Raw genomic sequence first — 26588 nt, 5'->3', positions numbered from 1 at the left:
TGATCATAAGGATTATTTTAGATTTTAGTCCCGATAGCTATCGGGATAGATTTTAGATTTTTTCGATTAAACGATTAAACAGTTAACCGATTCAACATATTCATACGCCCGAAGCATTAACCTGCTTGATATATTCTGCTTTAAGTGTTTGAGGAAAAAGGTGTGAAATGTTGCAGTGACGCACTTCCATAAAAGAAGAAACCGAAAAAACATAGACATTAGAAATGGCGTTTTTAGTTTCGATGCTTCCACTAATAAATAGGCGTTCGGCAAGAGCCAGACATTTTTTTGCACGAACGATGTTTCCGGAAATAATCGATTTTTTTGTTATTTCGGCAAAGCGTTCTGCTTGTTTGTAGATTGAGGTTACTTGATTTTTCATTTGGAATGAATTTTTAATGTTCTCTCTCCTTATGCCAAAATATGTTCCGAAAAAGTCAAGTGGTAGCTAAAGTGCTGTCAATAAAAGGAATGTAGTTTTGTGCCAAAAATTAGGCACAATAAAAGCCTATCAAAATGATAAGCTTTTATTGAAATGATAAGATTAATTATTAATTGTGAATTATTAATTGTAACCCACTTTGATATTGGAATTTTTAAATTTTGAGATTTAATTCTTTTCTATCCCATATTCTTCCAGCTTTCTATACAAAGTCGCAATCCCAATTTCTAATAATCTTGCTGTTTCTGCTTTATTTCCTTTTGTATAGTTTAAGACCTTTTGAATATGGAGCTTTTCAACACTCTGCATCGAGAAAGCCGACATAGATTTAGTGCCTTTCTCCGCTTGATTTTGCATTTCGTAAGGCAGAACATCCGAAGTTAAAGTATCGCCATTACTCAAAATAACCGATCTTTCGATAATGTTTTTAAGTTCGCGGATATTTCCCGGCCAGGAATAATTTTCTAATTTCTGCAGAAAATCATCACTAATATGTAAAGTTTTTTTATTCGTTTTTTCAGAAAACTGTTTTACGAAATGATTAGTCAGGACTGGAATATCTCTAATTCGTTCTCTTAAAGAAGGCAATTTTATTTCGAAGATATTCAAACGGAAATACAAATCAGAACGGAAACGATGTTCGTCACTTTCTGTTTTTAAATCTCGGTTTGTAGCCGCAATCAATCTAAAGTTTGATTTTTTCGGAGTCGTATCTCCAACAGGAATATATTCTGAAGTTTCTAAAACACGCAATAATTTGGCCTGGAGATCAATTGGCATTTCACCAATTTCATCCAAAAATAAAGTACCGCCATTTGCTTCTTCAATAAAACCCTTTTTATCTTTTACAGCTCCCGTAAAAGCACCTTGTTTATGACCAAAAAGTTCGCTTTCTAAAATTTCTTTTGTAAAAGTACTGCAGTTTAATGCCACAAATGATTTTCCGACACGATTGCTGTTTTCATGAATCGCCTGTGCAAAAACCTCTTTCCCAGTTCCGGTTTCTCCTGTCAATAAAACAGTCGAATCGGTTTTGGCTACTTTTTGTGCGAGATCAATAACCTGTTCAATTCCTTTCGATTTTCCAACAATAGTGCTGAAGGAATATTTATCGTTGATGCGTTTTTCAAGTTGCTGTACTTTCTTTTGCAAATGCACTTTTTCAACCGCTTTATAAAGAAGCGGGATAATTTTATCGTTGTCGTCGCCTTTTACAATATAATCGAAAGCGCCATTTTTCATCGCCTGAACACCGTCTGGAATATTTCCAAAAGCGGTTAACAAAATAACTTCCGTCAAAGGAAAACTTCCTTTTATATTCTGAAGAAAATCAACACCATTTCCATCAGGCAGTTTCACATCACATAAAACAACATCAATATCCGTTTGTTCCAGTTTTTTAAAACCTGATTTTAAATCTTTGGCTTCAAAAACTTCAAATCCTTCCGATTTTATAATACGCGCCAGCAGACTTCTCAGTTTTTCTTCGTCGTCTATAATTAAAATTTTGTGTGTCATTTGCAGATAAGCTAAAACCGAATGGGTATTTTGATGTACAAATTTAGGTTTTAAATCAATTCTCTTTTTTGATTCGACGGAAATTATTTTTCAAAGAGTAATTTGGTTTTAAAATATTTTTCTCAAAAAGAAATGTACTTTTAAGCAAAATTTGAATCCAATATTATTTATGTTAAAACGTATTATTCTTATCGTTATAATTTTCTTCGGATGTTTTACTTGTTTTTCAAATGAAGTGACCGAAAAAGATTCTTCAAAATCAAAAACGATTTCATTTAAAATTAAATTAAAGTCGACAGAAAATGTCCAAGTTAAAGTTGCTCCTTTAAAGTATAACAAACATTTCGCTTATAGTTTTACGCTCGATGATGGATATCGATCAGCTTATTTAACAGCATTTCCATTATTGAATGGCGGAAAAATCAGCAATTCTGATAAAAACGAATGGAAAATTGATCAAGGCGGAGACGGAACAACTTCAAAAGGTCTTTTTTATTCAGACGGATTTGGAAATAAAATTCCGTTTAAATTAGCATTGGCTGTAAACGGCGGTTCAATTCGCGATTTGCCAGCAAACCGCGGACATCTTTCGTGGCCCGAAATTAAAGAAATGTATAACGCCGGTTGGGATATTTTAAATCATGGTTTTCATCATGCAACAAAACACGGTACAAATTATTTAACAGAAGTAAATGAAAATACAACTTCGATTAAGCAAAATCTAGATTTTACAATGTCGCATTTTGTAGTTCCGGGCGGAGAAGGCGATGAAAAGTATTATTTGGAATATGAAAAAGAAGCACTTAATAACGGACATTTTTCGGTAGCGTCTTATTATGGTGTTGGTCCAGTTTTTAAAGTCGATTCAAAAATGGATTTAGATAAAATGATTACGGCCAGAACTTTTGTGCAGAGTTCAAAAGACACAACTAGTTTTAAAACAATGGATCGTTATTTAAAAACATTGGATTCAATTGTAAAACAGCCAAGTCCAGCTTGGTTTAACGAATTCACGCACGGAACAGGAAATACAAATTTGTGGAACTTAAGCATGCGTTTTCCTGATTTCAAATATTATATGACGACTCTAGCCGATAAATATGGTGTAAAAGGAAATGATTCAGTCTGGATGGCGCCATGGCAGGAAGTTTACGAATATATCTGGTTGAGGGATCGAATAAAAATTGATTACACACAAAAAGGAAAAGATGTAGAAGTGAAAATTGTAATTCCTGAAATCCCTGAAGCATTTAGATATCGAGAAATTTCATTAGCGATTGAGACTTCTTCTAAATTCGAAATAGAATCTGGCAAAGGTCTAATTATAAAAAATGATGGTAAAACAAACCATAAGCTGATTCATCTGAAATTGAAACAATAAACATTTGTAGCTACAAATATTATAATTCAATTAACATTAGAAAGCAAAGTGCATCAATATAAATGACTTAATTTTGCACCTTAGCATTATTTTATATGAAAAAACCAATTTCAGTTTCAATATTAGAGCTTGCAATTATCAATCAAGATAGCAACGCGACCAAAACATTTCAAAAAACAAAAGACATTGCGCTATTAGCAGATAAATTAGGATACAAAAGAATCTGGCTTGCAGAACACCACAATATGGCACACGTTGCAAGTACAGCGACGGTTGTTTTAATTGGATATGTAGCAAGTCAAACCGAGAATATTCGTGTAGGTTCAGGCGGAATTATGTTGCCCAATCATTCTCCTTTAGTAGTGGCAGAACAATTCGGAACATTAGAAACACTTTATCCAAACCGAATTGATTTAGGTTTAGGAAGAGCGCCTGGAACAGATCAGCCAACTGCAGAAGCTATTCGGAAAGACTTTTTTGAGCAAGCGCAGCGATTTCCTCAAAATGTAAGCAAACTCCAAGAATATTTTTCTAGCGAAAATGCAACAGCAAAAGTTCGTGCTTTTCCAGCAGAAGGTCTTAATGTCCCAATTTGGATTTTAGGTTCAAGTATGGAAAGTGCAGCTTTAGCCGCAGCCTATGGTTTGCCTTATGCCTTTGCTGGACATTTTGCTCCAAAACTGATGATTCAGGCATTTGAATTCTATCGTGAAAATTTTCAGTCTTCGCAGTTTTTAGACAAACCCAAAACCATGGCGTGTGTAAATATAATAGCAGCTGATACAAATGAAGAAGCTGAATTATTGTCTACAAGTTTATACCAAATGTTTCTAAACTTAATTAGAAATGATCGTAAAGGTCTACAGCCACCGGTTACTTCGCTTGACGATATTATGAATGAAGCAGAACGCTATCATGTTAATCAAATGACAGCAGGAACATTCACGGGAAACAAAGAACAATTAATTACAGATCTAAAAAAGTTTATCAATTACGCTAACATTGATGAATTGATGGTTACAAGTCCTATTTTTGATCATCAGGCAAAATTAAAAAGCATTCAAATTACAAAAGAAGTAATAGATAGTTTAAACGAAAGTATACATATATAAGTATACATAATATATGATAGTAGATTTCACTCACGCAACCCGACAGTTTTTGAAAACCTGTCGGGTTTGTTTTTTCTATACATATATGTATTTAGAAAGCTATACTATATATAAGAGTAGAAAATCCGAATTTTTGATTGTATATAAGGAGCTGTTTCCCGCTATCCGCTTCAATCTTTTGCTTTTTAAAGAAAAAAGCAAAAGGATTTCCGCTTCTATCGGGGCTATGGGAGCTGTTTTCAGGAGAAATCCAGAGGAAGAAGAGAGGATTCCGGTTAAAATGGAGCCTGAAAAGGGAAGACTTTGCGTCTTTGCGACTCTGCGAGACTAAAAAGTGCATTTTAAGTAAGCCTTGAATCCTGTTTTCTTATCATAAAAGAGGCCGAAAGACTAAAAATTCAACAAAACGGAAAGCAGAAAAGACCCGAAAAGAATCAAAACCGCACCTTGATTCAGAAAAACGCTACAAAGAATCAAAAAAAAATGATTTGTAAAGAATCCGTTATCAGTGAGTTAAGAAATAATCCGAAAAAAGATGAAAAAAAGAGGCTAAAAAAGCTTGTATAACTGAATAAAGGTTCTACTTTTGCACCCGCAACAACGAAAGGCGTTCACTGAAATACTGGCAAGCGAGACGATTTAAACTGAAAAATATTTTCAAAAAAAGATTTCGAAAAGCTTGTGAGATTTGAAAATGCTTTTTACATTTGCACCCCGCAAAACACGGAAAGTTCATTGAGAGATTGGGAGGAAAGTTTGGAATATGAGACGAAAAAAAAGTTTCAAATTTTTTTAAATTTTTCTTGCGAGAAACAAAAAGAATTTTTAGTTTTGCACCCGCTTTGAGAGACAAGCGAAGGAAACAAAATTACGTTCGTAGACATATTGAATTGACAGCCGTTCCGATGAGAATCGGAACAAATAGAATAAGAGTAATGGAATCGATAGATTCGAAAAGAACCACTAGAGGAAGCATCGACTATATAATATTAAAATATACGATGAAGAGTTTGATCCTGGCTCAGGATGAACGCTAGCGGCAGGCTTAACACATGCAAGTCGAGGGGTATAGTTCTTCGGAGCTAGAGACCGGCGCACGGGTGCGTAACGCGTATGCAATCTACCTTTCACAGAGGGATAGCCCAGAGAAATTTGGATTAATACCTCATAGTATAGTGAGTTGGCATCAACACACTATTAAAGTCACAACGGTGAAAGATGAGCATGCGTCCCATTAGCTAGTTGGTAAGGTAACGGCTTACCAAGGCAACGATGGGTAGGGGTCCTGAGAGGGAGATCCCCCACACTGGTACTGAGACACGGACCAGACTCCTACGGGAGGCAGCAGTGAGGAATATTGGTCAATGGGCGCAAGCCTGAACCAGCCATGCCGCGTGCAGGATGACGGTCCTATGGATTGTAAACTGCTTTTGTACGAGAAGAAACAACATTACGTGTAATGTCTTGACGGTATCGTAAGAATAAGGATCGGCTAACTCCGTGCCAGCAGCCGCGGTAATACGGAGGATCCAAGCGTTATCCGGAATCATTGGGTTTAAAGGGTCCGTAGGCGGTTTAGTAAGTCAGTGGTGAAAGCCCATCGCTCAACGGTGGAACGGCCATTGATACTGCTGAACTTGAATTATTAGGAAGTAACTAGAATATGTAGTGTAGCGGTGAAATGCTTAGAGATTACATGGAATACCAATTGCGAAGGCAGGTTACTACTAATGGATTGACGCTGATGGACGAAAGCGTGGGTAGCGAACAGGATTAGATACCCTGGTAGTCCACGCCGTAAACGATGGATACTAGCTGTTGGGGGCAACTTCAGTGGCTAAGCGAAAGTGATAAGTATCCCACCTGGGGAGTACGTTCGCAAGAATGAAACTCAAAGGAATTGACGGGGGCCCGCACAAGCGGTGGAGCATGTGGTTTAATTCGATGATACGCGAGGAACCTTACCAAGGCTTAAATGTAGATTGACCGTTTTGGAAACAGAACTTTCGCAAGACAATTTACAAGGTGCTGCATGGTTGTCGTCAGCTCGTGCCGTGAGGTGTCAGGTTAAGTCCTATAACGAGCGCAACCCCTGTTGTTAGTTGCCAGCGAGTCATGTCGGGAACTCTAACAAGACTGCCAGTGCAAACTGTGAGGAAGGTGGGGATGACGTCAAATCATCACGGCCCTTACGCCTTGGGCTACACACGTGCTACAATGGCCGGTACAGAGAGCAGCCACTGGGTGACCAGGAGCGAATCTACAAAGCCGGTCACAGTTCGGATCGGAGTCTGCAACTCGACTCCGTGAAGCTGGAATCGCTAGTAATCGGATATCAGCCATGATCCGGTGAATACGTTCCCGGGCCTTGTACACACCGCCCGTCAAGCCATGGAAGCTGGGGGTGCCTGAAGTCGGTGACCGCAAGGAGCTGCCTAGGGTAAAACTGGTAACTAGGGCTAAGTCGTAACAAGGTAGCCGTACCGGAAGGTGCGGCTGGAACACCTCCTTTCTAGAGCCTCGAATGTTAGTGCTTGCACACGTTGGGGAAAAAAGATGCGGATCGAAATGGGTCTGAATTGAGGATTTTATTACTCTTGCTGTTAATTTAAAAAAATGATAAAACTTAAGTAAAACAGAGTCTCGTAGCTCAGCTGGTTAGAGTACTACACTGATAATGTAGGGGTCGGCAGTTCGAGTCTGCCCGGGACTACTATTTGGCTTAAAAAAAAAGGAAATTCTAGAGTTGAGTTCTTATGAATATAAATTCATAATTCATAATTCACAATTCATAATTAGATTGGGGGATTAGCTCAGCTGGCTAGAGCGCCTGCCTTGCACGCAGGAGGTCAACGGTTCGACTCCGTTATTCTCCACGAATTTACTTGAAGAAGTAAATAAAAGTTCATTGACATATTGAGATAAGAAAATAATAAAAAGTAGAAAGCGTTTTTTACAATTTATTGTAGAAAACAAAAAAAAAACGGTCTTGTTTTTAGGAACAAGATTGGTACAATAAGCAAAATAAGGGCGTATGGGGGATGCCTAGGCTCTCAGAGGCGAAGAAGGACGTGATAAGCTGCGAAAAGCTGCGGGGACGAGCACACATCGATTGATCCGCAGATATCCGAATGGGGCAACCCACTATGTTGAAGACATAGTACACCGATAGGTGGGCAAACCCGCTGAACTGAAACATCTAAGTAGGCGGAGGAGAAGAAAACAAAAGTGATTCCGTAAGTAGTGGCGAGCGAACGCGGATTAGCCCAAACCAATAATGTTACGGCATTGTTGGGGTTGTAGGACCACGACATTTCATGCATGCAGAACCGGAAGTTATTGGAAAGTGACGCCATAGAGGGTGATAGCCCCGTATGGGTAATAAATGTAATGAATAGTGGTATCCTGAGTAGGGCGGGGCACGTGAAACCCTGTCTGAATTTGGCGGGACCATCCGCTAAGGCTAAATACTCCTGAGAGACCGATAGTGAACCAGTACCGTGAGGGAAAGGTGAAAAGAACCGTGAATAACGGAGTGAAATAGATCCTGAAACCATACGCTTACAAGCGGTCGGAGCCCTTTAGTGGGGTGACGGCGTGCCTTTTGCATAATGAGCCTACGAGTTAACGTTGCTGGCAAGGATAAGTGGTTAAGCCATGGATCCGTAGCGAAAGCGAGTCTGAATAGGGCGCTTTAGTCAGTAGTGTTAGACGCGAAACCGTGTGATCTACCCATGGGCAGGTTGAAGCTGTGGTAACACACAGTGGAGGACCGAACCGGTTGACGTTGAAAAGTCTTCGGATGACCTGTGGGTAGGGGTGAAAGGCCAATCAAACTCGGAAATAGCTCGTACTCCCCGAAATGCATTTAGGTGCAGCGCTGATGATAGTTATATAGAGGTAGAGCTACTGATTGGATGCGGGGGCTTCACCGCCTACCAATTCCTGACAAACTCCGAATGCTATATAATGTTTCACAGCAGTGAGGGCTTGGGTGCTAAGGTCCAAGTCCGAGAGGGAAAGAACCCAGACCATCAGCTAAGGTCCCCAAATATATGTTAAGTTGAAAGAACGAGGTTTGTCTGCCCAGACAGCTAGGATGTTGGCTTGGAAGCAGCCATTCATTTAAAGAGTGCGTAACAGCTCACTAGTCGAGCGGACGAGCATGGATAATAATCGGGCATAAACATATTACCGAAGCTATGGATTTGCAAGCAATTGCAAGTGGTAGGGGAGCATTCTGACAGGGTTGAAGGTGTATCGTAAGGTATGCTGGACTGGTCAGAAAAGAAAATGTAGGCATAAGTAACGATAATGCGGGCGAGAAACCCGCACACCGAAAAACTAAGGTTTCCACAGCTATGCTAATCAGCTGTGGGTTAGTCTGGTCCTAAGGCGAACCCGAAAGGGACAGTCGATGGCCAACGGGTTAATATTCCCGTACTACTAATTACTGTGATGGGGTGACGGAGTGATGAAAGCGCCGCGAACTGACGGAATAGTTCGTTGAAGTACCTAGCTATAAGACCTGTAGGCAAATCCGCAGGTTTTGGTGAAATACGATAGTACTCGGAGTCTTCGGACAAAGAGATAGTGCGCCTAAGGGCTTCCAAGAAAAACCTCTAAACTTCAGGTAATTAGTACCAGTACCGTAAACCGACACAGGTAGTTGAGGAGAGAATCCTAAGGTGCTCGAGAGATTCATGGCTAAGGAATTAGGCAAAATAGACCTGTAACTTCGGGAGAAAGGTCGCCCCCAGCAATGGGGGCCGCAGTGAAGAGGTCCAGGCGACTGTTTATCAAAAACACAGGGCTCTGCAAAATCGTAAGATGAAGTATAGGGCCTGACACCTGCCCGGTGCTGGAAGGTTAAGAGGAGATGTTATCTTCGGAGAAGCATTGAATTGAAGCCCCAGTAAACGGCGGCCGTAACTATAACGGTCCTAAGGTAGCGAAATTCCTTGTCGGGTAAGTTCCGACCTGCACGAATGGTGTAACGATCTGGACACTGTCTCAGCCATGAGCTCGGTGAAATTGTAGTAACGGTGAAGATGCCGTTTACCCGCAGTGGGACGAAAAGACCCTGTGCACCTTTACTATAGCTTAGTATTGACCTTGGATAAATGATGTGTAGGATAGGTTGGAGACTGTGAAGCGGCGTCGCCAGGCGTTGTGGAGTCATTGTTGAAATACAACCCTTTGTTTATCTGAGGCCTAACCCCGTGTTGCGGGGGACAGTGCTTGGTGGGTAGTTTGACTGGGGTGGTCGCCTCCAAAAGAGTAACGGAGGCTTCTAAAGGTTCCCTCAGTACGCTTGGTAACCGTGCGTAGAGTGCAATGGCATAAGGGAGCTTGACTGAGAGACATACAGGTCGATCAGGTACGAAAGTAGAGCATAGTGATCCGGTGGTTCCGCATGGAAGGGCCATCGCTCAAAGGATAAAAGGTACGCCGGGGATAACAGGCTGATCTCCCCCAAGAGCTCATATCGACGGGGGGGTTTGGCACCTCGATGTCGGCTCGTCACATCCTGGGGCTGGAGAAGGTCCCAAGGGTTGGGCTGTTCGCCCATTAAAGTGGCACGCGAGCTGGGTTCAGAACGTCGTGAGACAGTTCGGTCTCTATCTACTGTGGGCGTTAGAAATTTGAGTGGATCTGATTCTAGTACGAGAGGACCGAATTGGACTAACCTCTAGTGTATCTGTTGTCCCGCCAGGGGCACCGCAGAGTAGCTACGTTGGGAAGGGATAAGCGCTGAAAGCATATAAGCGCGAAACCCACCACAAGATGAGATTTCTTTTAAGGATCGTGGAAGATGACCACGTTGATAGGCTATAGATGTAAAGGCAGTAATGTCATAGTCGAGTAGTACTAATAATCCGTAAGCTTATGTACACCCTTTTCCCTCCGAGCAATCGGAGGGAGGAAACTTTCTAAACAAATACTTCTTTTCTTTATCTCAGTATGTTAAAATATTAGCTCGACGCAGAGCAGTTGATGGTCAAGAGTTGATAGTTGATGGAGAAATCCGACAACCAAAAACCAACAACTAAAAACCTTAAGGTGGTTATTGCGGCGGGGCTCACCTCTTCCCATCCCGAACAGAGAAGTTAAGCCCGCCTGCGCAGATGGTACTGCAATTTTGTGGGAGAGTATGTCGTCGCCTTTCTTTTGAGAATCCTTCCCGATTTATCGGGAGGGATTTTTTGTTTTATAACCACTTTGGAGAAATCTTCTGGAACTGAAACTTATCATTTACCCCGAAGCGCGTTAGTGATGGGAGCGGCATCCTTTTGCGGGAAACCAGCAGCTGCTCGATTTTCCTGAAACTACTTCCGAAATAGATTTTACAAAGAGTACGCCCAAGGGAACGTCATGAAAGGAAGTTAAAAAACAGTTTTTGTTTTTAATGCAACTCTTTATGTGAATTTTTTAGAAGTTTCATTCTATTGGAAATGAGCAATCAGTGCTTTTTACATTTTTTTTGTGTCAACGTCATGAATGAACTCAATAACACCCTTCATAAATATTTGTTGATCATCCCACATAGCAAGATGACTACCGTTTGGGCAATATAAAAAACGTCCTTTTTTGACTAGTTTGCTTTGTTCTTCCATTGCTTTTGGATCCATTGTGTCATATTTGGCTCCAATCATGAGAGTTGGTACTTCTATCTCATGTAAGCGATTTTTAATGTCCCATTTTGCTAAACGACCGCTGATTCCAAATTCACTTGGCCCTTGCATCATCGTATAGATTTCTCCATTTACGTGTTTTGATGCCCTATTTAGTCCGTCTGGCCATTCTTTTAATCGACATAAATGTTCGTGATAGAAGTTTGGAATTAAAAGCTCCATGTATCTTGGATTGTTAAAATCTTTTTTGGCTTCTAATGTTCTTATTTCAGTTAGTATTTCTGGCTTCATTTGCTTTGAAAGCACTTTTTCAGCATATTTTCCATAGTCAGGGGCACTTGCCATCATATTTGAAATTAACAACCCTTTTAGGTTTTGCTGATATTTTAGAGCATATTCCATTGCAAGGATTCCGCCCCAGGAATTTCCTAAAACGTAGAAGTTTTCTTTATCTGCGTTAATTGCTTTGCGTACTTGTTCTACTTCTTCTACAAATCGTTCCGTGGTCCATAAAGTGCTGTCTTTTGGCTGATCGCTATAGTAGGATCCAAGTTGATCGTATTCATAAAATTCGAAGCCTTCTCGTTGGAAAAATGTTTCAAAGCATTCCATATATTCATGTGTCATTGCTGGGCCTCCATGTAATAAAAGTATCTTAATTTTTGGATTAGTTCCAAAACGTTTTGTCCATACTTTAAAATTTCCAACAGGTGTTTTAATTGGAATCATTTTTACCCCTGCAGATTCTAATGTGCTATTTTCTTTGTATGTAAAATAGTCAGTCAGTAATTGGGTGTGGTTTTCTTTCTGACAGGAAATTGTTAAACTGAGTAATAAAATAAGTAGTGTACGATACATTTTTATTTTTATTTAAGAGGTTTACTGTAGTTTATTTTACACTAAAATACAAAATAAAAGTGAATGATTGAAAAATTGAAAATATTGGTTTTTTTTAGCTTTAAATTTAATGTGTGGTTATTTTTAATGATTGTTTTGTTCTGAGTAACTGGATGCTTGTTTTTATTAGATTTTTATTATTATATATGTAAGCTTTATGAAGTTCATTAATTGAGGGGAGCGCGCAAACTTAGTTTTGGAATTACGTATTATTCTATGGCTTAAATGAATAAAGAGTAGTTTTTATGGTTGAACTAGTATCGAAATTAAACTTTATTATATATAAGTTATTTCGGTATAAAGCAAAAAAAAACCTCAATAAAAATATTGAGGTTTTGAAATTCAGCGGAGAAAGAGGGATTCGAACTTAAGCTCCGCATCCCGCTCTTATACTGCATTTATAATATTTTTTACCTGTTGCGCCACGATTCTGCCACGAACTTTAAAACGTGCTAATTTAGCGTGTAACGTCTTGTTTATTAATTGGTTATAATTATATTTTTTTTAATATGACAAAAATACATTTTTTTATAACATAATCAATTTCTGATGCAGTTATTTGTATGTGTGTTTAATGTGAATACATAATTTAATGATGCTTCCAATGTTTTTATTCTATAGCAAATTATATGCTTTTGAATATAAAAAAGCGTATACTTTTAAGAATATATGCTTTTGCATATAATAGAATATACATATTTAATAATAACAGGGCCACCTCTACTAAATTATAACAACTCTAAGTCTTGTAATTTCGTCCAAAAGTATCATCATTTGCAAGTTTAAGAAAATCTTCCTGGAGACCTAAGACCCGAAGTGTATTGAAATATGCACCTGATAGCTATTCAATATGTTTAAGCATTTTAACGTGTTTATTTGTGATTAAGAGGCACACTTTTCTTAAAGTCATTATAAAACAGCAATATTTACTGCTTTAGCAGTAAAAGAGCCTTTTTATATTCATTTTGGATCCTCTGAATTTTCAAAATACATTTTTTACTGCTAAAGCAGTAAAATTACTAATACTTCAAAATTTGGAGATTTTTACCCTTATCATAATTTTCTTAAAATACATAATTGTATTCCAATACTTCTTTTCTGCGGGAGTTTATATGTTTTAAATGTAATGTAAAAACTTAAAAGTTAAATAAATAAAAAGGTCGAGTGTGACAAATGATACAGATAATCCCATTTTCGACAATTACTTTAGCATTGTTTATAGTCAGATTTGTTTTACAGCTTAATAGCTAAAAGCATTATGGCTAATTGTTCGACAGAAACTTCTGTTGGGAAAAAATCAGAAATAATAATTTATTTAAATGACGAAAGCCAAGACCTCTGAAATTTTAGATAATTTCTTTAAGCTCGATATGAGGGTGAAAAAGATTGAAAACTTATTGCTCTTAAATGATTTTCAGAGTAATCAATCATCGTCTGAAAGATGCAAAAGCTCTTATAGTAAAAGTGAGCTTGCAATTCTTTTTTATATCCTAATGGATGAAGGTCTTTTATTTTTTGATCCAACTGATGTGAAAAAAAATCGAATCAGTATTCAGGAATTTGTAAGTGAAAATTTTACATATAAAAATAATGAAGGAGTTCAGAAAAAAATAACTAGAATAAGTAGACAGTTTTCAGAGTGTAAAGGTTATACTTATAAAGAGAAACAGATTAAATTTTTAGATGACTTGATTGGGATATTGATGGGGCGAAAAAGAAAACTTGAGAACTGGTAAGGTCGGGATGAAAAAAATATAACATTAACAAACAATTCAATATGACAAAGAAAGAAAAGAGACAGGCTTTTATAATGGAGATTAAAAATATTATAGATCCTTTAATGGTAAAACTGGAAGTGATCGATTCAAAAATCAGTAAAGGGAAAACCTTGAGACCTGCCTATTACAGAAATGAAGATTTAAAAAAGATATTTGGTCTGTCTAATAATACTATTATAAAATACAGGCAGACTGGGATTCTTCCATATACTAAACTAGGAGATATATTTCTTTACGATAGTGTGAAGATTGAGGAAACTCTTCGTAAAAATAGTCTCTGAATGAATCTTTTTTTATAACAATATAAAGAGCAACTTTCTTTCTTTTTGGGAGTCTTGTTTCTTTAAAAAAATAATAATAATATGGAGATAAACAGAATTCAATATGCTTCAGATCTGCATCTGGAGTTTATTAAAAACAAAGAATTCATTAGAGATAATCCCTTAATTCCAAACGGAGATATCTTAATTCTGGCTGGGGATATTGTACCTTTTTCGCTCATGGATAAACATCAGGATTTTTTTGATTTCTTATCCGATAATTTCCAAATGACATATTGGATTCCTGGAAATCATGAGTATTACTATTTTGATGCTCTTCTGAAAACAGGAACTTTTTATGAAAAGATTAGGAATAATGTAATCCTTCTAAATAATTATGTTGTAGAATATGATAATTTAAAATTGGTTTTCTCGACTCTATGGTCTCACATTAGTGAGGTTTCCCGATTAAATATTGAAAAAGGACTTAGTGATTTTCATGTTGTCAAATACGATGGAGACAGGTTTTCGGCAGATAATTACAATAAGCTGTATTTTGAGAATGTAGATTTTATTAGTAACGCCTTGGAAATAGTAGATTTTAAAAAAGTTGTCGTTGCAACTCATCATGTTCCAACTTTTAAAAAATATCCGAAAATGTATAAAAAGAGCCTATTGAATGAAGCTTTTGCTGTTGAGCTTTCAGAGCTTATTGAGAGGTTCGACCCAATGTGCTGGATTTATGGACACAGCCATTATAATACTAAAGATTTTAAAATTGGAAATACAAATGTGGTAACAAACCAGCTTGGGTATGTTCAGAGAGGTGAAAATGAAAGATTTGCCGCTGATAAGGTTTTTATTGTTAAAAATTTAAGATAGGAAATTTTTTTTACCAATGGTTTCGAATTTAGATTTGATGTTTTTCTTTTAGTTGTCGTTCTGTGAGTTAAGGCCGTTCTCTTTAAAGCGATCATTAAGAACATTTAGTCTTTCTTTTAGCATATCATAGCTAAGTGTTGCGCCATAGAACATATTTTCTCTCATTTCTGTATAGTCCTGTCTCCATGCTTCATCTACTTCTGGAGGTGGAAGGAATGATAAAGTAGAATGGGTGTGTCTTTCATAAGATATACCTCTCACTGCGGTGTATTTTTGCCTAAATTCTACAATGGTAAAAAATAGATTTTTATCCTTAACCGCAGAAATTCCGTATTCATTATCCATAACTTTTTCTAGATCATATAAATGTCTGGTCAGCCTACTAAATCTGATCTTATCAACAGGCTTACTAAATTCTTCATGAAGCAGAAAAACTTTCTCAAGAAAAGTTCTGGATGGTAATACTACGTTTGCATTAAAAGCAGGGATATTAAAAGATTGTTCAGGGAATGTTTCATCAAGTATGGATGAAATAGGACGCATTTCAGAGGGCTCTCTTAGTGATCTGGCTCCGATTTCGATCAGAACTCTTTGAGGCAAGTAACCTGATCCATGATTAATTACAGGCTTGTATATTAGTTCAATTGAGTGCGGGTCGCTTGTGTCATCGATATTTTCATCAGTTTTGAGGCTGAAGAGAGTACTTGGTATCCCAATTTTTAAAAGTTGTGCTTCAAGTTCATTTTTGAAGTCAGTAATGATAAATTGCCCAGAAGCTTTGCGAAGTTTTTTGATCGCAGTTTTAGAAAGTTCTCCTGGGAATTTAAGGAAACTTCTATCTATAGCAAGATCAATATCCTCAGAGAATCGTTCAATTAAATTGTAAGCTTTACTTAATGAAGTTCCTCCTTTGAATATGAGATGATCTGAATATTGGGAGGTAAAAATTGCCAGCAGTGTCACAGTGACCCACCAGTCTTTTTCAACAGCGTAAGCAGGAAGCCCTTTTTGTGCTGCTGCTTCTGTAAATAAACCTGCTTTTTCTTCATCTGTTAATGAAATCCAATTTTTTATCATAGCTGCTGGTTTTCTGGTAATGCCGCTTTCATTATTGTTCGGATCCATTCAGGAGCTAATTTGATATCATGACGCAGGCGTTCGATCTTTTCTTTTTTTAATATTTCAATTACTTTTAATATCTCGTCCTCATTAAGCTGGTCTTTTCCCAATGCCTTAAGGCCTTGAATTACCAGTCCGCTTATTTCTCCAATGGAGGCCAGATTTTTTGTTGCCGTTTTTTTAAAATGTAGCGATCTTTTTCCTATTGCTATTTTTCTGGCAACACCATCAGTAAGATATACAGCATTCATTGGTATCTGTGTAGAAAGTCCAAGAATGTTTAGAGAATATGCACCGGTAGGAATAATGCGTGCCCGATCTCGACGCGCTATTGCCTTTGCGATATTCTCAATTGAAGGAGTTATTGTGATTCCAAGGGTTTTGTTTATTTCGGGCCTTGTATAAATACCTCTGGAAACTCTCATGATTTCTTTTTTTTCAGTAAGTCGTTCTAAGGATTTACTGATTGTTTTTGCACTTCCGAAACGAAGAAAATCGTCAGTAAAAAACACAGACCCCCTCTTGGCTTTTTTTATACGTTCAATTACTTTATCTTCAGTGCTTTCTGTCATTTTTTAAGTGCTATTTTGTCGCAAATATAGTAAATATTTGCGACAAATATATTAATTTTATGTTCTTATGGAATGGAGTGATTTTTTTGTAGAATGTACCTTGTAATTTACTTTAAGGTGGAAAGTTAAATGTACAGGATTTTTAAGTCGGATGGTAAAATTTACGATAGTTCTTCATCACAAAGACGAAGTCTTTGTGATGAAGAACTATCAGTCTCTAAATGGATACATGAGACGCTTATTGCTTACTTAATTTTGGAAAAAGCGTTATTGTTTAAGCAATAAGCGTCTCATGTATCCATTTAGGCAAAGTTAGTCTTTTTTTTTGAGAAAGTCAAGAGTTTGGAGATGTTTTGTTTTGGTTAAACGGTTGATTGTTAGTTTTTTTGTTTTTGCAATAAGCCCTGTGAAATGTTGTAAAGGCAAGTAATATTTACTTTGAAATAGAGATCATAAATTTGATGTTTCTGCATTTACTTAATTTTAAGATTCTTTTTCTATGTGAATTTAAAATTAATAATTGAGAGTGCTAGAAATAATTAACTAAATGGCATCGAAATTTTGTTTTTCTACCTATGTTTCTACCCATTATAATTTTAAATTTTTATCAGTTAGTAAGACGGGCTTTAAATTTTCTTCAATTATGATATAATTGTTTAATTATGTTATCTACCTACCTTTCTACCCACCTTTCAAATTTAGAACGTTTTAATTTAAGACATCAAAACTGGAAAGTATATTTATTTTTAGTTAGCTTATATTAAGTTAAATCATGTTCATTTTTTTGTAGTGTTCACTAAATGTGAACCATTTAAAAACGTGAATAGATAAAAAAAAATGGAATATGTTTTGCCAAATAGACAAGACAGCGGTCTCAATCCGATTCGAACCATTTTTCTCATTTGCAGGCATTAAATGGCTTGGCTAGTAATTTTTCAGCTGTGCCACGATTCTTCCACAAATTTATAGGTGTCGATTTCTAGACAAACATCTTGCAGTATATTTTTGCGCTTATGCGATGTTATTTTTATATCCTTTTATGGATTTCCACAATTTTATTATTGAAATATTCGATATTTTAGCCATTGATAAAAATCTAACTAAATACAGATTTTACAATATTTCATGACCCAACAAAAAAAAAGAAAAAGAGCTCTGGGATGCAGGGAATGAATTCTAAACTTAAAGTCGCAGAATATGTAGATCCTTTGTTAGTATTAGTGCTGTTACGTTTTGCGCAAAATTGTTATGGCAATGTCAAAATTATTCAAGCTAATTCTTTACCTATAAATCCGAGTAATGGTAAATTGTCTCCCGAAGCACGTGATATTTCATTGCCAAGATTAATGAGTGGAATTATTTATGTTGAACAATTAGAAAAGATAAAATTGTAATGATAAAAACAGATATAGAGAAGCAAAAAGAAGAAAGTTTAGTTAAAGAACTCGTTCTCGAAGTAGGAACAGTATGTGCGACTGATTTTTTTGAAACAAATGTATCTGTAAAGTTACCGGACTATCAACGCCCTTATGTTTGGAACGTAGAGAAATTAAAGCAACTTCTAAAAGATTTTAAAGATCACTTTTTTTATGATGGAGATTATAATGAGAATGCGCAACCTTATTATTTAGGATGTGTTTTATTATATCAAAAAAGTGAAGAAGAATTTGAAATCATAGATGGACAGCAACGTGTTACTAGTCTGCTGATTTTAGATTATGCTTGTAATGATAGTAAAAGTTATCTTGCTCAAGAGAAATGGAATTTAGAATATAGTTCGATGCTTTCGACTGCTGTTATTAAACATAATTTCAAATATTTATCGGAAAATGTAAGTCTAGAAATAAAGAATCATTTAAATGATATTTTTTCAAAATTGGTTTTTACAGTCATAAAAACGAATTCAGAAGATGAAGCCTTTACTTTTTTTGATAGTCAAAATAGTCGAGGAGTGAGTTTAAGTGCAGTAGATTTTTTAAAATCCTATCATTTGCGAGAGCTTAAAGGAAATGAAGACTTGCAACGCAGATTTGCAAAACAGTGGGATAGTAACAATAAAGGACAATTTTTAACGGAGTTGTTTGATTTTATTCTTTGGCGAAGCAGGAGTTGGAAAGGAAAAAATTTGTCATTTGAAAATAAAGATGCCATTTTAAAAGATTTTCAAAAGAAAACAATTAAAGAGCAGAATAATGATATAATACGACTGTATCCTAATGTTTGTAATACTTTGGCTAATCAATTAACGTATGATTCCCAACTTGGATTATGTGTCCAACCAAACATTTTAAATCTTCAATCCACAGCATCTCAATACCCATTTTCAATACGTCAACCTATTCAAAAGGGAGTTGGTTTTTTTCTATATACAGAGAAATATTTTGCAGTTTATAATCAATTGTTTACCGACAAAAAGAATGAAACTTTTATAAAAGTATACAATAAGTTGATTACACAGAACAGCTACTATTTGAAAATGTTTTTCAAACTTGCCAGTGTTGTGTATTATGATAAATTTAAAGATAAAAAATTACAGGAATTTACATTATGGATGGATTATTTATTAGGAAGTTATCGTATTTATCAGCGAACTATTGTAACGCAAACCGTAATTAAAATTTTAAGAGATAATGTTCAAAACTTGCTAGATGTTATTGAAATGTCTTATCGCCCGGAAGATGTGTTTGAATTTATAAGATCAATTACAGATAAAAATCATTATGATGTTGATTTAACATCAGATCCTGTTTATGGCGTCAGAAATAATTACAAGAATGCTAATCTTTCATTTTATAAAAAGGAAGAAAACAGTGAATTAATTGCTAAAGAGAAATGGATATATGAATATATTAGAAAAAAATAACTTGCCTATAACTTCTATAGAAATAACTTTAGAGAAAGTTGTTGCTAGTTCAGATTTATACAATATTCCTATTTATCAACGACTTTATGTTTGGGGTGATGATCAGATAAAAACATTATTGGAAGATTTATATAAAGCTTTTAGCGAGAATCAGCCGAAATATTATTTGGGAGGAATAATGGTTACTCAAAATAACGGTAAATTCGATTTGATAGACGGCCAGCAAAGATTTACTACACTTTGGTTAATAAGCAAAAAACTTGGATATGATTTATTGAATTTTAGTCATATTACAATTGATAAATTAGAAAAGGCGAGAATGAGTTTTGCTGTCCGTGATTTCGCGAATCAATACTTTAATTCAACTAATTCAGAATTAAATTTAACAAAAGACGAAGTAGAAGAATTAAAACCTATTTCGACTGCAGAAAACGTAATTGAAAATTTTAGTAAAGAGCTTAAAGGGGAAGAAGAAAAAAAAGAATTTGCGTCATTCATTTACACAAAAGTTTTTTTGATTTCTACTCAAATGCCAAAAGAAACGGATGAGAATAAAGTTTTTGAGGCAATGAACAATCGGGGTGTACAATTACAACAACATGAAATTTTAAAGGCTCAGTTGCTAAGTGCATTAAAAGATAACAGAGAAGAAATGCATCAATATAGTCTATTGTGGGATGCCTGCTCTGTGATGGATGAATATTTAGAGAAAAATATAAAAATTGTTGCTGATTTAGGTTGGAAAGATTTGTTTCCAGAAAAATCAGATGAAGGAGAGACGATTGTGCAACTTCCAAACAAAATTCATGACAGATTAAAAAATAAAAATTCAGAAATAAAAACCAAAAAATTACTTTTTATTTTAAAGGAAGGAATTAACGATGTTGATCTAGCGCAAATTAAAAACAATGATAACGTTTTAGAAGATTATGATTCAGGGAAAGTTAGAAGTATAATCAACTTCCCTATGTTATTATTGCATACGTTACGTTTATTTCAATTTAGATATAGAAATATTTTAGATAGTGAGAAAAGTGTTGAAGTAAAAGGAAAAGATTTAATAGAAATTTTTAAGACACATAGTGATTATTTTACTAAATCCGAAGATGTTAAAAATTTTATAGACTTACTCTGGAATGTTCGAAAAAATTTTGACAGGCATGTAATTAAATGGGTTGGAAATATTGAAAACAACGAAGAAGTTCATTTAATTAAAAAATTGTATCAAAGTAAAACAGCTTTTCAAAGACGATCGCCAAGTAGTAATGAAGGTTTTGCTTTACTGCAAAGTATGTTATATCATTCACAACAAATAATTACACATTATTGGTTGACTCCATTTTTAAATAAAATGCTTGATGAAGAGGATTCCGAAGAACTTTATAAGTATTTAAGAAAACTTGATAATTGCATGTTTTGTAATGAAAGGAAAGATTTGCGAACAATGAGTTATGAGATGTTAAGCAAAAGTGATGGTCAGCTTAACGGTAATATGGAGTCTGTTGAGAAAACATTGAATTCATCATTAGGAACAAGTTATCCTAGTTACTGGTTTTATAAAACAGAATACATTCTTTGGGAAAATCGTTTTGAACTCGGATTTGAAAACTGGAAAGATTATAGAATGACAGCCAAGAATTCTGTTGAGCACATTTCTCCGCAAAATCCTAAGTCTGAAGAAGTAAATATTGTTTACGATCATTTTGATGAATCAGAAGTCGTTCGCAAAAAAAAGGATGATTTTGGAAATTTAGTTTTATTGTCTCCAGGAATGAATTCCGAATATAGCAATAAGATTTATAGTGTAAAGCAAGCAGAATTTAAAGCCAAAAAAAATATAGATTCATTGAAATCTGATATGATTTTTCGGAATGAACATTGGAATTGGAGTTTATGCAAAACGCATAAAGAAAAGATAATAGAATTATTTACTAAGCATATCCAGTAAAATATGGGCTACGAATATTCAGAAGATGCCCTTATATAACAAACCACTCAAGATGTACGATAAGAGTTAGGCTGGAAAGTGGTTACGACATGGACAAAGAGACCTTTGAACAAGAAGGATTACTAGGTCGTGAAAATAAATTTGAAGTAATTTAAAAAAGAAATAAACCAGTTTTTCACCTCAGTAGAACAGAAATTCAATAAGTAGTTTGGTAAGAAATCATTAGCCTGTTCTTTTAGTATTTTTCATGTTTTCTTTGTTTGAAGAGGGATGCTACATCTACTCAAAACTAAATTTGTCTAGCCATTTTTTTGTTGAGTTTTTGATTTCACAAAAAGCTGTGTGCAACGATTCCGCCGCAAAACATAAAGTGGAGTAAAATAAGTAAAATTCGAGTTAACTTTTTTTGCGGGAAAAAGTATGAAGTCCACATTGGTCTGTGCCACGATTGTTACAGTTAACTTTAAAGCAGTTTCGAAAAATGAAGATACGTATAAAAAACAAAATCCTGCTAATCTTATGACTTGCAGGGTTTCTTGTTAATTTTGGCCTTTTTTGTAAACTTTGAAAAGTCTCATTTTAAGCTCTCAGCGGAGGAAGAGGGATTCGAACCCCCGGACCTGTTACAGTCAACAGTTTTCAAGACTGCCGCATTCGACCGCTCTGCCATTCCTCCAGTATGATGCAATCATTTTCTCATTGCGGGTGCAAAGATAAAATGTTTTTTTAATTCTAGAAATTTTTTTGATAGTTTTATAAAAGAAATGATTTTTAGCCAAATCAAAATCTTTAACTTAGAATGTTAAGTCCATGTAGGACAGAGGTTTTGGATTCCATAATTTTCTCGTAAAAATGAATGCCATAATTTAGTATGGCATTTATATTTTTTGACATAATAGGTGGAATAAAAATATAGATCATATTATCATTTTGTGCATCTTTTTTTGTAACTAGTTCAATTGTGTCCGCACTGCGGACACAATTATAAATGTTTGTAAATTTGGTGATTGACCCTGAAAAGTGTTATCACTGAATTAATTTTAAAGGGATAAAGATGGATTTTAAAGAAAGGACAGAAGCGAGTTTAAGTACAAATGCTATTTATCTGCCACAAGGATTAAATATGTTAAATATCTTTAAAATACGCCTTAACTTTTGTGACAAAAAGGTATCCGCTCCACTTGAACCGTATAAAAAGTCACAGTCTTTAACGGCATTTAAAAAAACAGCAATTGTAATGATTTAGTTGATTAATATGAAAAAAAAGATATATTTGAATAGCACATTTTTTTGGATCTTTATAGCAAATGTTTAATTTCTATATGAGAGTTTTTGTGTGATTTTTTACAAAATAAATACATTACTGCAAGCAAATATGATGAACGCAAGAGATTACCATTATTTTACTTCGCTCGAACCATTCTATGACTGGGAAAAACAATTTATTCATGTTGGATGCCAAGCGGGCGATCTGAATATTCTAGATCCTAACAAAAAAGTTACTGAAGCTGGATTGAATGATGCTTCGATTTTCATTCATGAATATATACATTATCTGCAGAATTTCTCTACAACTTGGGGCTGTACTATTTTTGCTGATTTCACTTACGCTTTAATCAAAATTGGAGCATCATCTGCCAGTAATAAACAAGTTTTATCTCTTCCCATAGATGAAACTAATTTGAATAATCCTTTGCTGGTTCAGGGATTACAGCTGCGAAGAGAAGTGGTCAAAAAAGTGAATTTGTACAATGAATTTGAGATTGAAGACGGTCATCAAATAGAATATAAGTTAATTAATAATAATAGAGGCTATTTAACATTAACTAATGGAAAGATTACTATGCCGTTATCTGGAAAGGTGATCCGGGAGCACATGGCTCATTTAGGAGCACAGACCTTTTTAGGGAAAAATGACGCTGAAATTCACGAGTACAATAGGACTTTTAACGTTTTTTCTCCCAACAATAACGAATTCAGCAGTAGAGCTGAGTATTGGATTATTTACGAATATTACTATGGCTTTCAAATTTTCACCAACTTATCAAGAGGTATATTCAGCTTGATGCAGAAATGTCTTGCAACTAACATTCCAGAGAACTATCTTAAACATTTTAATGATTGGGTGTTGGCCATTAGGTCAAAAATCAATGAAATTGATTTCAATATTCTTGTAGAAAAATGGGCGTCAAAATCCATAAATAAGGATATTTTTTCGAAGGATTTACATGAATCTAAAGAACATTGTAAAGGGATTTTGGAAAAGGCCAGAGCAAAGATGCACGAAAACCATTTGTTGGAGTTTGCATATAATATTTTATCTTACATACTTGAAAATATAGAATCCACAGCTGGAGGGCTGCGATTGTATAATCCTACAGATGATTTCAGTTCCATGCAATATTGGAACAGAAAAGTTGATCAATATGGTTCGGGAATAGTAAAATACTCTGATGCAACTATGATTCATGGAAATGCTAATCATTGCGCAAAAATGGAAGAAAGCTTTTTATTTTTGATTTCAAGCAGTTTCGTCATAAATAAAATTATTAAAAATCAAAAATCTTACTGTCCTTTCCTTGAAGAAATTCCAATTTGTGTTGCTGAGTATAAAGGTGAAGATGGTTGCTATCAAAATCCCTTTAAAATGATAAAAGAATTTAGCCATGGTAAAGAATGTGTTTTCGCCAACGGAGTTTTGCTATTAGGATTACAAAATCGAATCAATTAGCTTTAATGGAATTGCTTGCTTTATAATAATTAATAAGAGCTGCCAGTAGGCAGCTCTTATTGGTCTTTCAAAAAAATCAGATCAACATACATTCTGGACATAAATAAATGAATTTTTAACCTCGTTGGAACAGAAATAAATCAATTTCTAGCTTTAGCAGAATAAGAATTAACTAAGGATATGTAATATGCATACAAGAAAAAATGTCTAATCGAACCAAGGTTTGTAAATGAAAGTTATCCTATGGAAGAAATTCATTTTACGGCGGGAACTCCTTTAAATGCACGACTTATATTAAAATATAGCTGGTACTGTAATGATTTCTATACGATCGCTCTGCAATTCGAACCTTACTAGAGAAGAGTTTGATTTTAGTGAATTTAAGAAGTATTTGAAAGTTATGCGCCACGAGTACGCCACAAGACTTGGAGTAGTAGATTATTTCTAAATTCGTCCTAGCTATATTTAACAGAAATGGTATCAATTCTGTTAAATAAAGAAATAAATAAGTAAAAGCATTGTTAATTATACCAAAGTGGGTTAAAAAGCAAACTAATTGCTTTTTACGGAAGATATTGTTTTTGGAATTCTTCAATTGTTAAATATTCAAGAGCCGAATGTCTTCTGCAGCTGTTGTAGAAATTTTTGATATAATTGGTGACTGATGTTTTTGCTTTTTTTATGGATGCATATTGGTTCTGATAAATTAATTCTGATTTAATTGTCTTGAAAAAGCTTTCAGCAACTGCATTATCGTAGCAGTTTCCTTTTCTGCTCATGCTCTGAGTAATCTGATCACTTTGCGACAAAATGTACACAAAGGCTTTGCAGGCATATTGAATTCCGCGGTCTGAATGAAATATTAATTTTTGGTTTCGAATTAATGGACGGTTGCATAAGGCTTGCTTAAAAGCGGCTATCGTTGTATCTATTGCTTTCATGGTGTTGCTTATTGACCAACCTATAACTTTACGATCGAAGAGGTCTATTACTGCGGTAAGATATACCCAGCCTTTCTTAGTTTGAATGTAAGTAATGTCGGATACCCAGACTTGGTTTAGGTTTCTAACTTTAAATTCTTGATTTAATAAATTGTCAGCGACAGGATATTTTGAAGAGGAGATTGTAGTTCTTTTGAACTTTAGTTTTGTGACCCGTTGAAGATGATTTTCTATCATTATCTTTCCAACATACGTGCGGGATACATTTATGTCGATCGCTGAAAGTTCTTTAGTGATTCTTATGCTTCCGTAACTTCCTAGGCTCCAATGATAAATTCTTAGAATTTCAGATGTTATAAATATTTTTCTTTCAGCTCTGCTCGTAGATAGGTCTTTCCTCCATCTGTAGAAACAGCTTGGATCTACCTTGAAAATTTTGCACATCTTAATAATTGGAAATTTATCACAGTTTTCCATGATGAATTTATAGCGAAGCCGTCTTTTCTGTAAAATAATTTCTGCGCTGCTTTCTAAGATATCCTTTTCTATCTGAATATTTTTGATTTCTTTTTTTAATCTTATTAATTCTTTCTGGTTAGCATCTAAATCTGATTTTTTTTCAAGGGTCAGTTTTCCTTCCTTGTAAAGTTTTTTCCAATGTTGGAGGCTATTTTCACTGATGCCCAGTTCTTGAGCTACAGTTAATACACTTTTATATTGATTACTGATTGTGACGGCACAAATTTTAAATTCCAACGGCCACTTTTTTCGAGTATTTTCCATGGTTTCAAATTTATAGAGTGATGAATTGTTTTGTAATTATTTCTTCTTACAATTTATCAAATTAAAATCTAATCAATATTTTTAAAACCGCCTTAACTTTTTGTGGCAAAAAAGGTATCACCTCCAAAATTTATGATGATTGAATTCTGCAGGCTGCAATCTTAAATTTTAGCAGCAAAAAGGTATCAACTCCATTAAATATTTACGGTTATTTTTAAGTCTTAAGTATCAAAAGAAAGATTCAAAACAAATTTTAATAAATATATATCGTTTGTTTTCAGTGTTTTATGAAATGACTTATAGTTTTTAGATTATGAAACATTTAAAATAGGGATAATAATTAATATTGAATGATAAATTATCTTTATTAATAGTATGCAAATTTTAACGTAAAAAAAAACGGCATTTTTTTAGACTATTTTAAAAAGAAATTATTCGTTTTTATGTCACTGTATGTTCACGTTAAATTTAAATTAAATGAGAAAGTTTGTAGCATTTGCATTACTGCTTCTTCCGCTGATTTGTTTTGCGGATAATCCTCCACCGCCAGGGCTCGAAGATCCTGTAGTTGCAGCGCCTATAGACCAAATAAAGGGATTATTGTTTTTTACAGCAATTTTTATGGGAATTTATTTCATTTATTCGAGAGGCAGCAAAAACAATAAGGTTATCCGATAAAATCAAAAGGAATGGAGTCCTGAAATATAATTTAGAAAAAATGACATA

Annotated in this window: 18 protein-coding genes, 3 tRNA genes and 3 rRNA genes; 17 read left to right on the top strand and 7 right to left on the bottom strand. The window is 35.0% G+C overall.

Features of this window, described 5'->3' with window-relative positions; translation table 11 throughout:
- Window positions 1-100 precede the first annotated feature (100 nt).
- Together ACNFIH_RS07670 and ACNFIH_RS07665 are read right to left on the bottom strand one after the other, a co-directional pair.
- Window positions 101-382 carry a DUF7674 family protein gene (locus ACNFIH_RS07670; RefSeq protein ID WP_026985832.1) on the bottom strand — a complete coding sequence of 94 codons (282 nt, stop codon included), beginning with the start codon at window positions 380-382 and terminating at the stop codon, window positions 101-103.
- Between the two features lie 228 nt (window positions 383-610).
- Window positions 611-1960 (bottom strand): sigma-54-dependent transcriptional regulator, encoded by a 1350-nt coding sequence (locus ACNFIH_RS07665; RefSeq protein WP_426486167.1) that lies wholly within the window; start codon window positions 1958-1960, stop codon window positions 611-613.
- Between the two features lie 169 nt (window positions 1961-2129).
- Here ACNFIH_RS07665 and ACNFIH_RS07660 point away from each other — a divergent pair, with 169 nt between their 5' ends.
- The 8 genes from ACNFIH_RS07660 (at window position 2130) to rrf (ending at window position 10622) form a co-directional block, all read left to right on the top strand.
- Window positions 2130-3341, top strand: coding sequence for a polysaccharide deacetylase family protein (locus ACNFIH_RS07660; protein WP_426486166.1), 1212 nt, complete (start codon window positions 2130-2132; stop codon window positions 3339-3341).
- 95 nt (window positions 3342-3436) lie between these two features.
- Window positions 3437-4453, top strand: coding sequence for an LLM class flavin-dependent oxidoreductase (locus ACNFIH_RS07655; protein ID WP_426486165.1), 1017 nt, complete (start codon window positions 3437-3439; stop codon window positions 4451-4453).
- Between the two features lie 13 nt (window positions 4454-4466).
- Window positions 4467-4784, top strand: coding sequence for a hypothetical protein (locus tag ACNFIH_RS07650; protein ID WP_426486164.1), 318 nt, complete (start codon window positions 4467-4469; stop codon window positions 4782-4784).
- 667 nt (window positions 4785-5451) lie between these two features.
- A 16S ribosomal RNA gene (locus ACNFIH_RS07645) occupies window positions 5452-6965 on the top strand.
- 127 nt (window positions 6966-7092) lie between these two features.
- Window positions 7093-7166 (top strand) — tRNA-Ile (locus tag ACNFIH_RS07640).
- A gap of 89 nt (window positions 7167-7255) precedes the next feature.
- Window positions 7256-7329: transfer RNA gene (locus ACNFIH_RS07635), tRNA-Ala, on the top strand.
- Window positions 7330-7466: 137 nt separating this feature from the next.
- A 23S ribosomal RNA gene (locus tag ACNFIH_RS07630) occupies window positions 7467-10348 on the top strand.
- 164 nt (window positions 10349-10512) lie between these two features.
- Window positions 10513-10622: ribosomal RNA gene (gene rrf, locus ACNFIH_RS07625) — 5S ribosomal RNA — on the top strand.
- Together the 16S, 23S and 5S rRNA genes with 2 tRNA genes alongside form the textbook arrangement of a ribosomal RNA operon.
- A gap of 304 nt (window positions 10623-10926) precedes the next feature.
- Here the strand turns inward: rrf and ACNFIH_RS07620 are convergent.
- Window positions 10927-11946, bottom strand: coding sequence for a proline-specific peptidase family protein (locus ACNFIH_RS07620; protein ID WP_426486163.1), 1020 nt, complete (start codon window positions 11944-11946; stop codon window positions 10927-10929).
- A gap of 1358 nt (window positions 11947-13304) precedes the next feature.
- On the opposite strand from ACNFIH_RS07620, the gene ACNFIH_RS07615 reads away from it, so the two are divergent.
- The 3 genes from ACNFIH_RS07615 to ACNFIH_RS07605 all read left to right on the top strand — a co-directional run bounded on the left by ACNFIH_RS07615 (window position 13305) and on the right by ACNFIH_RS07605 (window position 14905).
- Complete coding sequence (locus tag ACNFIH_RS07615) at window positions 13305-13721, top strand: hypothetical protein (RefSeq protein WP_426486162.1); 417 nt, start codon at window positions 13305-13307, stop codon at window positions 13719-13721.
- Between the two features lie 41 nt (window positions 13722-13762).
- Window positions 13763-14044: a helix-turn-helix domain-containing protein gene (locus ACNFIH_RS07610; RefSeq protein WP_294787275.1), complete on the top strand. Its 282-nt coding sequence runs from the start codon at window positions 13763-13765 to the stop codon at window positions 14042-14044.
- 81 nt (window positions 14045-14125) lie between these two features.
- Window positions 14126-14905 (top strand): metallophosphoesterase, encoded by a 780-nt coding sequence (locus ACNFIH_RS07605; RefSeq protein WP_426486161.1) that lies wholly within the window; start codon window positions 14126-14128, stop codon window positions 14903-14905.
- Between the two features lie 48 nt (window positions 14906-14953).
- Here the strand turns inward: ACNFIH_RS07605 and ACNFIH_RS07600 are convergent, their stop codons facing one another.
- Entirely contained in the window at window positions 14954-16030 is a 1077-nt protein-coding gene (locus ACNFIH_RS07600; RefSeq protein ID WP_426486160.1) for a nucleotidyl transferase AbiEii/AbiGii toxin family protein, read from the bottom strand.
- On the bottom strand, window positions 15979-16596 hold the full coding sequence (locus tag ACNFIH_RS07595) for a DUF6088 family protein (protein WP_426486159.1): 618 nt from the start codon (window positions 16594-16596) through the stop codon (window positions 15979-15981). The genes ACNFIH_RS07600 and ACNFIH_RS07595 overlap by 52 nt, the downstream gene beginning before the upstream one ends.
- A 1160-nt stretch (window positions 16597-17756) precedes the next feature.
- Between ACNFIH_RS07595 and ACNFIH_RS07590 the strand changes: the two genes are divergently transcribed.
- Genes ACNFIH_RS07590 through ACNFIH_RS07580 form a run of 3 tightly spaced genes read left to right on the top strand, consistent with a single transcriptional unit; the run spans window position 17757 to window position 21407 of the window.
- Entirely contained in the window at window positions 17757-17990 is a 234-nt protein-coding gene (locus tag ACNFIH_RS07590) for a hypothetical protein (protein WP_426486158.1), read from the top strand.
- The gene (locus ACNFIH_RS07585) at window positions 17990-19459 is read left to right on the top strand and encodes a DUF262 domain-containing protein (RefSeq protein ID WP_426486157.1); all 1470 of its coding nucleotides are present in this window, start codon (window positions 17990-17992) and stop codon (window positions 19457-19459) included. Before ACNFIH_RS07590 ends, ACNFIH_RS07585 begins: the two co-directional genes overlap by 1 nt.
- The gene (locus ACNFIH_RS07580) at window positions 19437-21407 is read left to right on the top strand and encodes a DUF262 domain-containing protein (protein ID WP_426486156.1); all 1971 of its coding nucleotides are present in this window, start codon (window positions 19437-19439) and stop codon (window positions 21405-21407) included. The genes ACNFIH_RS07585 and ACNFIH_RS07580 overlap by 23 nt, the downstream gene beginning before the upstream one ends.
- Window positions 21408-21998: 591 nt before the next feature.
- Here ACNFIH_RS07580 and ACNFIH_RS07575 read toward each other — a convergent pair.
- Window positions 21999-22083, bottom strand: a tRNA-Ser gene (locus ACNFIH_RS07575).
- 378 nt (window positions 22084-22461) lie between these two features.
- Here ACNFIH_RS07575 and ACNFIH_RS07570 point away from each other — a divergent pair.
- Together ACNFIH_RS07570 and ACNFIH_RS07565 are read left to right on the top strand one after the other, a co-directional pair.
- Complete coding sequence (locus ACNFIH_RS07570; protein ID WP_426486155.1) at window positions 22462-22653, top strand: hypothetical protein; 192 nt, start codon at window positions 22462-22464, stop codon at window positions 22651-22653.
- A 129-nt stretch (window positions 22654-22782) separates the two neighbouring features.
- On the top strand, window positions 22783-24138 hold the full coding sequence (locus ACNFIH_RS07565; protein WP_426486154.1) for a hypothetical protein: 1356 nt from the start codon (window positions 22783-22785) through the stop codon (window positions 24136-24138).
- A 563-nt stretch (window positions 24139-24701) separates the two neighbouring features.
- Here ACNFIH_RS07565 and ACNFIH_RS07560 read toward each other — a convergent pair.
- A complete protein-coding gene (locus ACNFIH_RS07560; protein WP_426486153.1) occupies window positions 24702-25862 on the bottom strand; it encodes an IS3 family transposase in 1161 nt (386 codons plus the stop codon).
- Window positions 25863-26339: 477 nt separating this feature from the next.
- Between ACNFIH_RS07560 and ACNFIH_RS07555 the strand changes: the two genes are divergently transcribed.
- Window positions 26340-26540, top strand: coding sequence for a hypothetical protein (locus ACNFIH_RS07555; protein WP_426486152.1), 201 nt, complete (start codon window positions 26340-26342; stop codon window positions 26538-26540).
- Window positions 26541-26588 lie beyond the last annotated feature (48 nt).

This window comes from Flavobacterium sp. 2 (assembly GCF_049949195.1).
Lineage (GTDB): Bacteria > Bacteroidota > Bacteroidia > Flavobacteriales > Flavobacteriaceae > Flavobacterium.
This window is presented reverse-complemented; position numbering and strand designations above follow the sequence as displayed.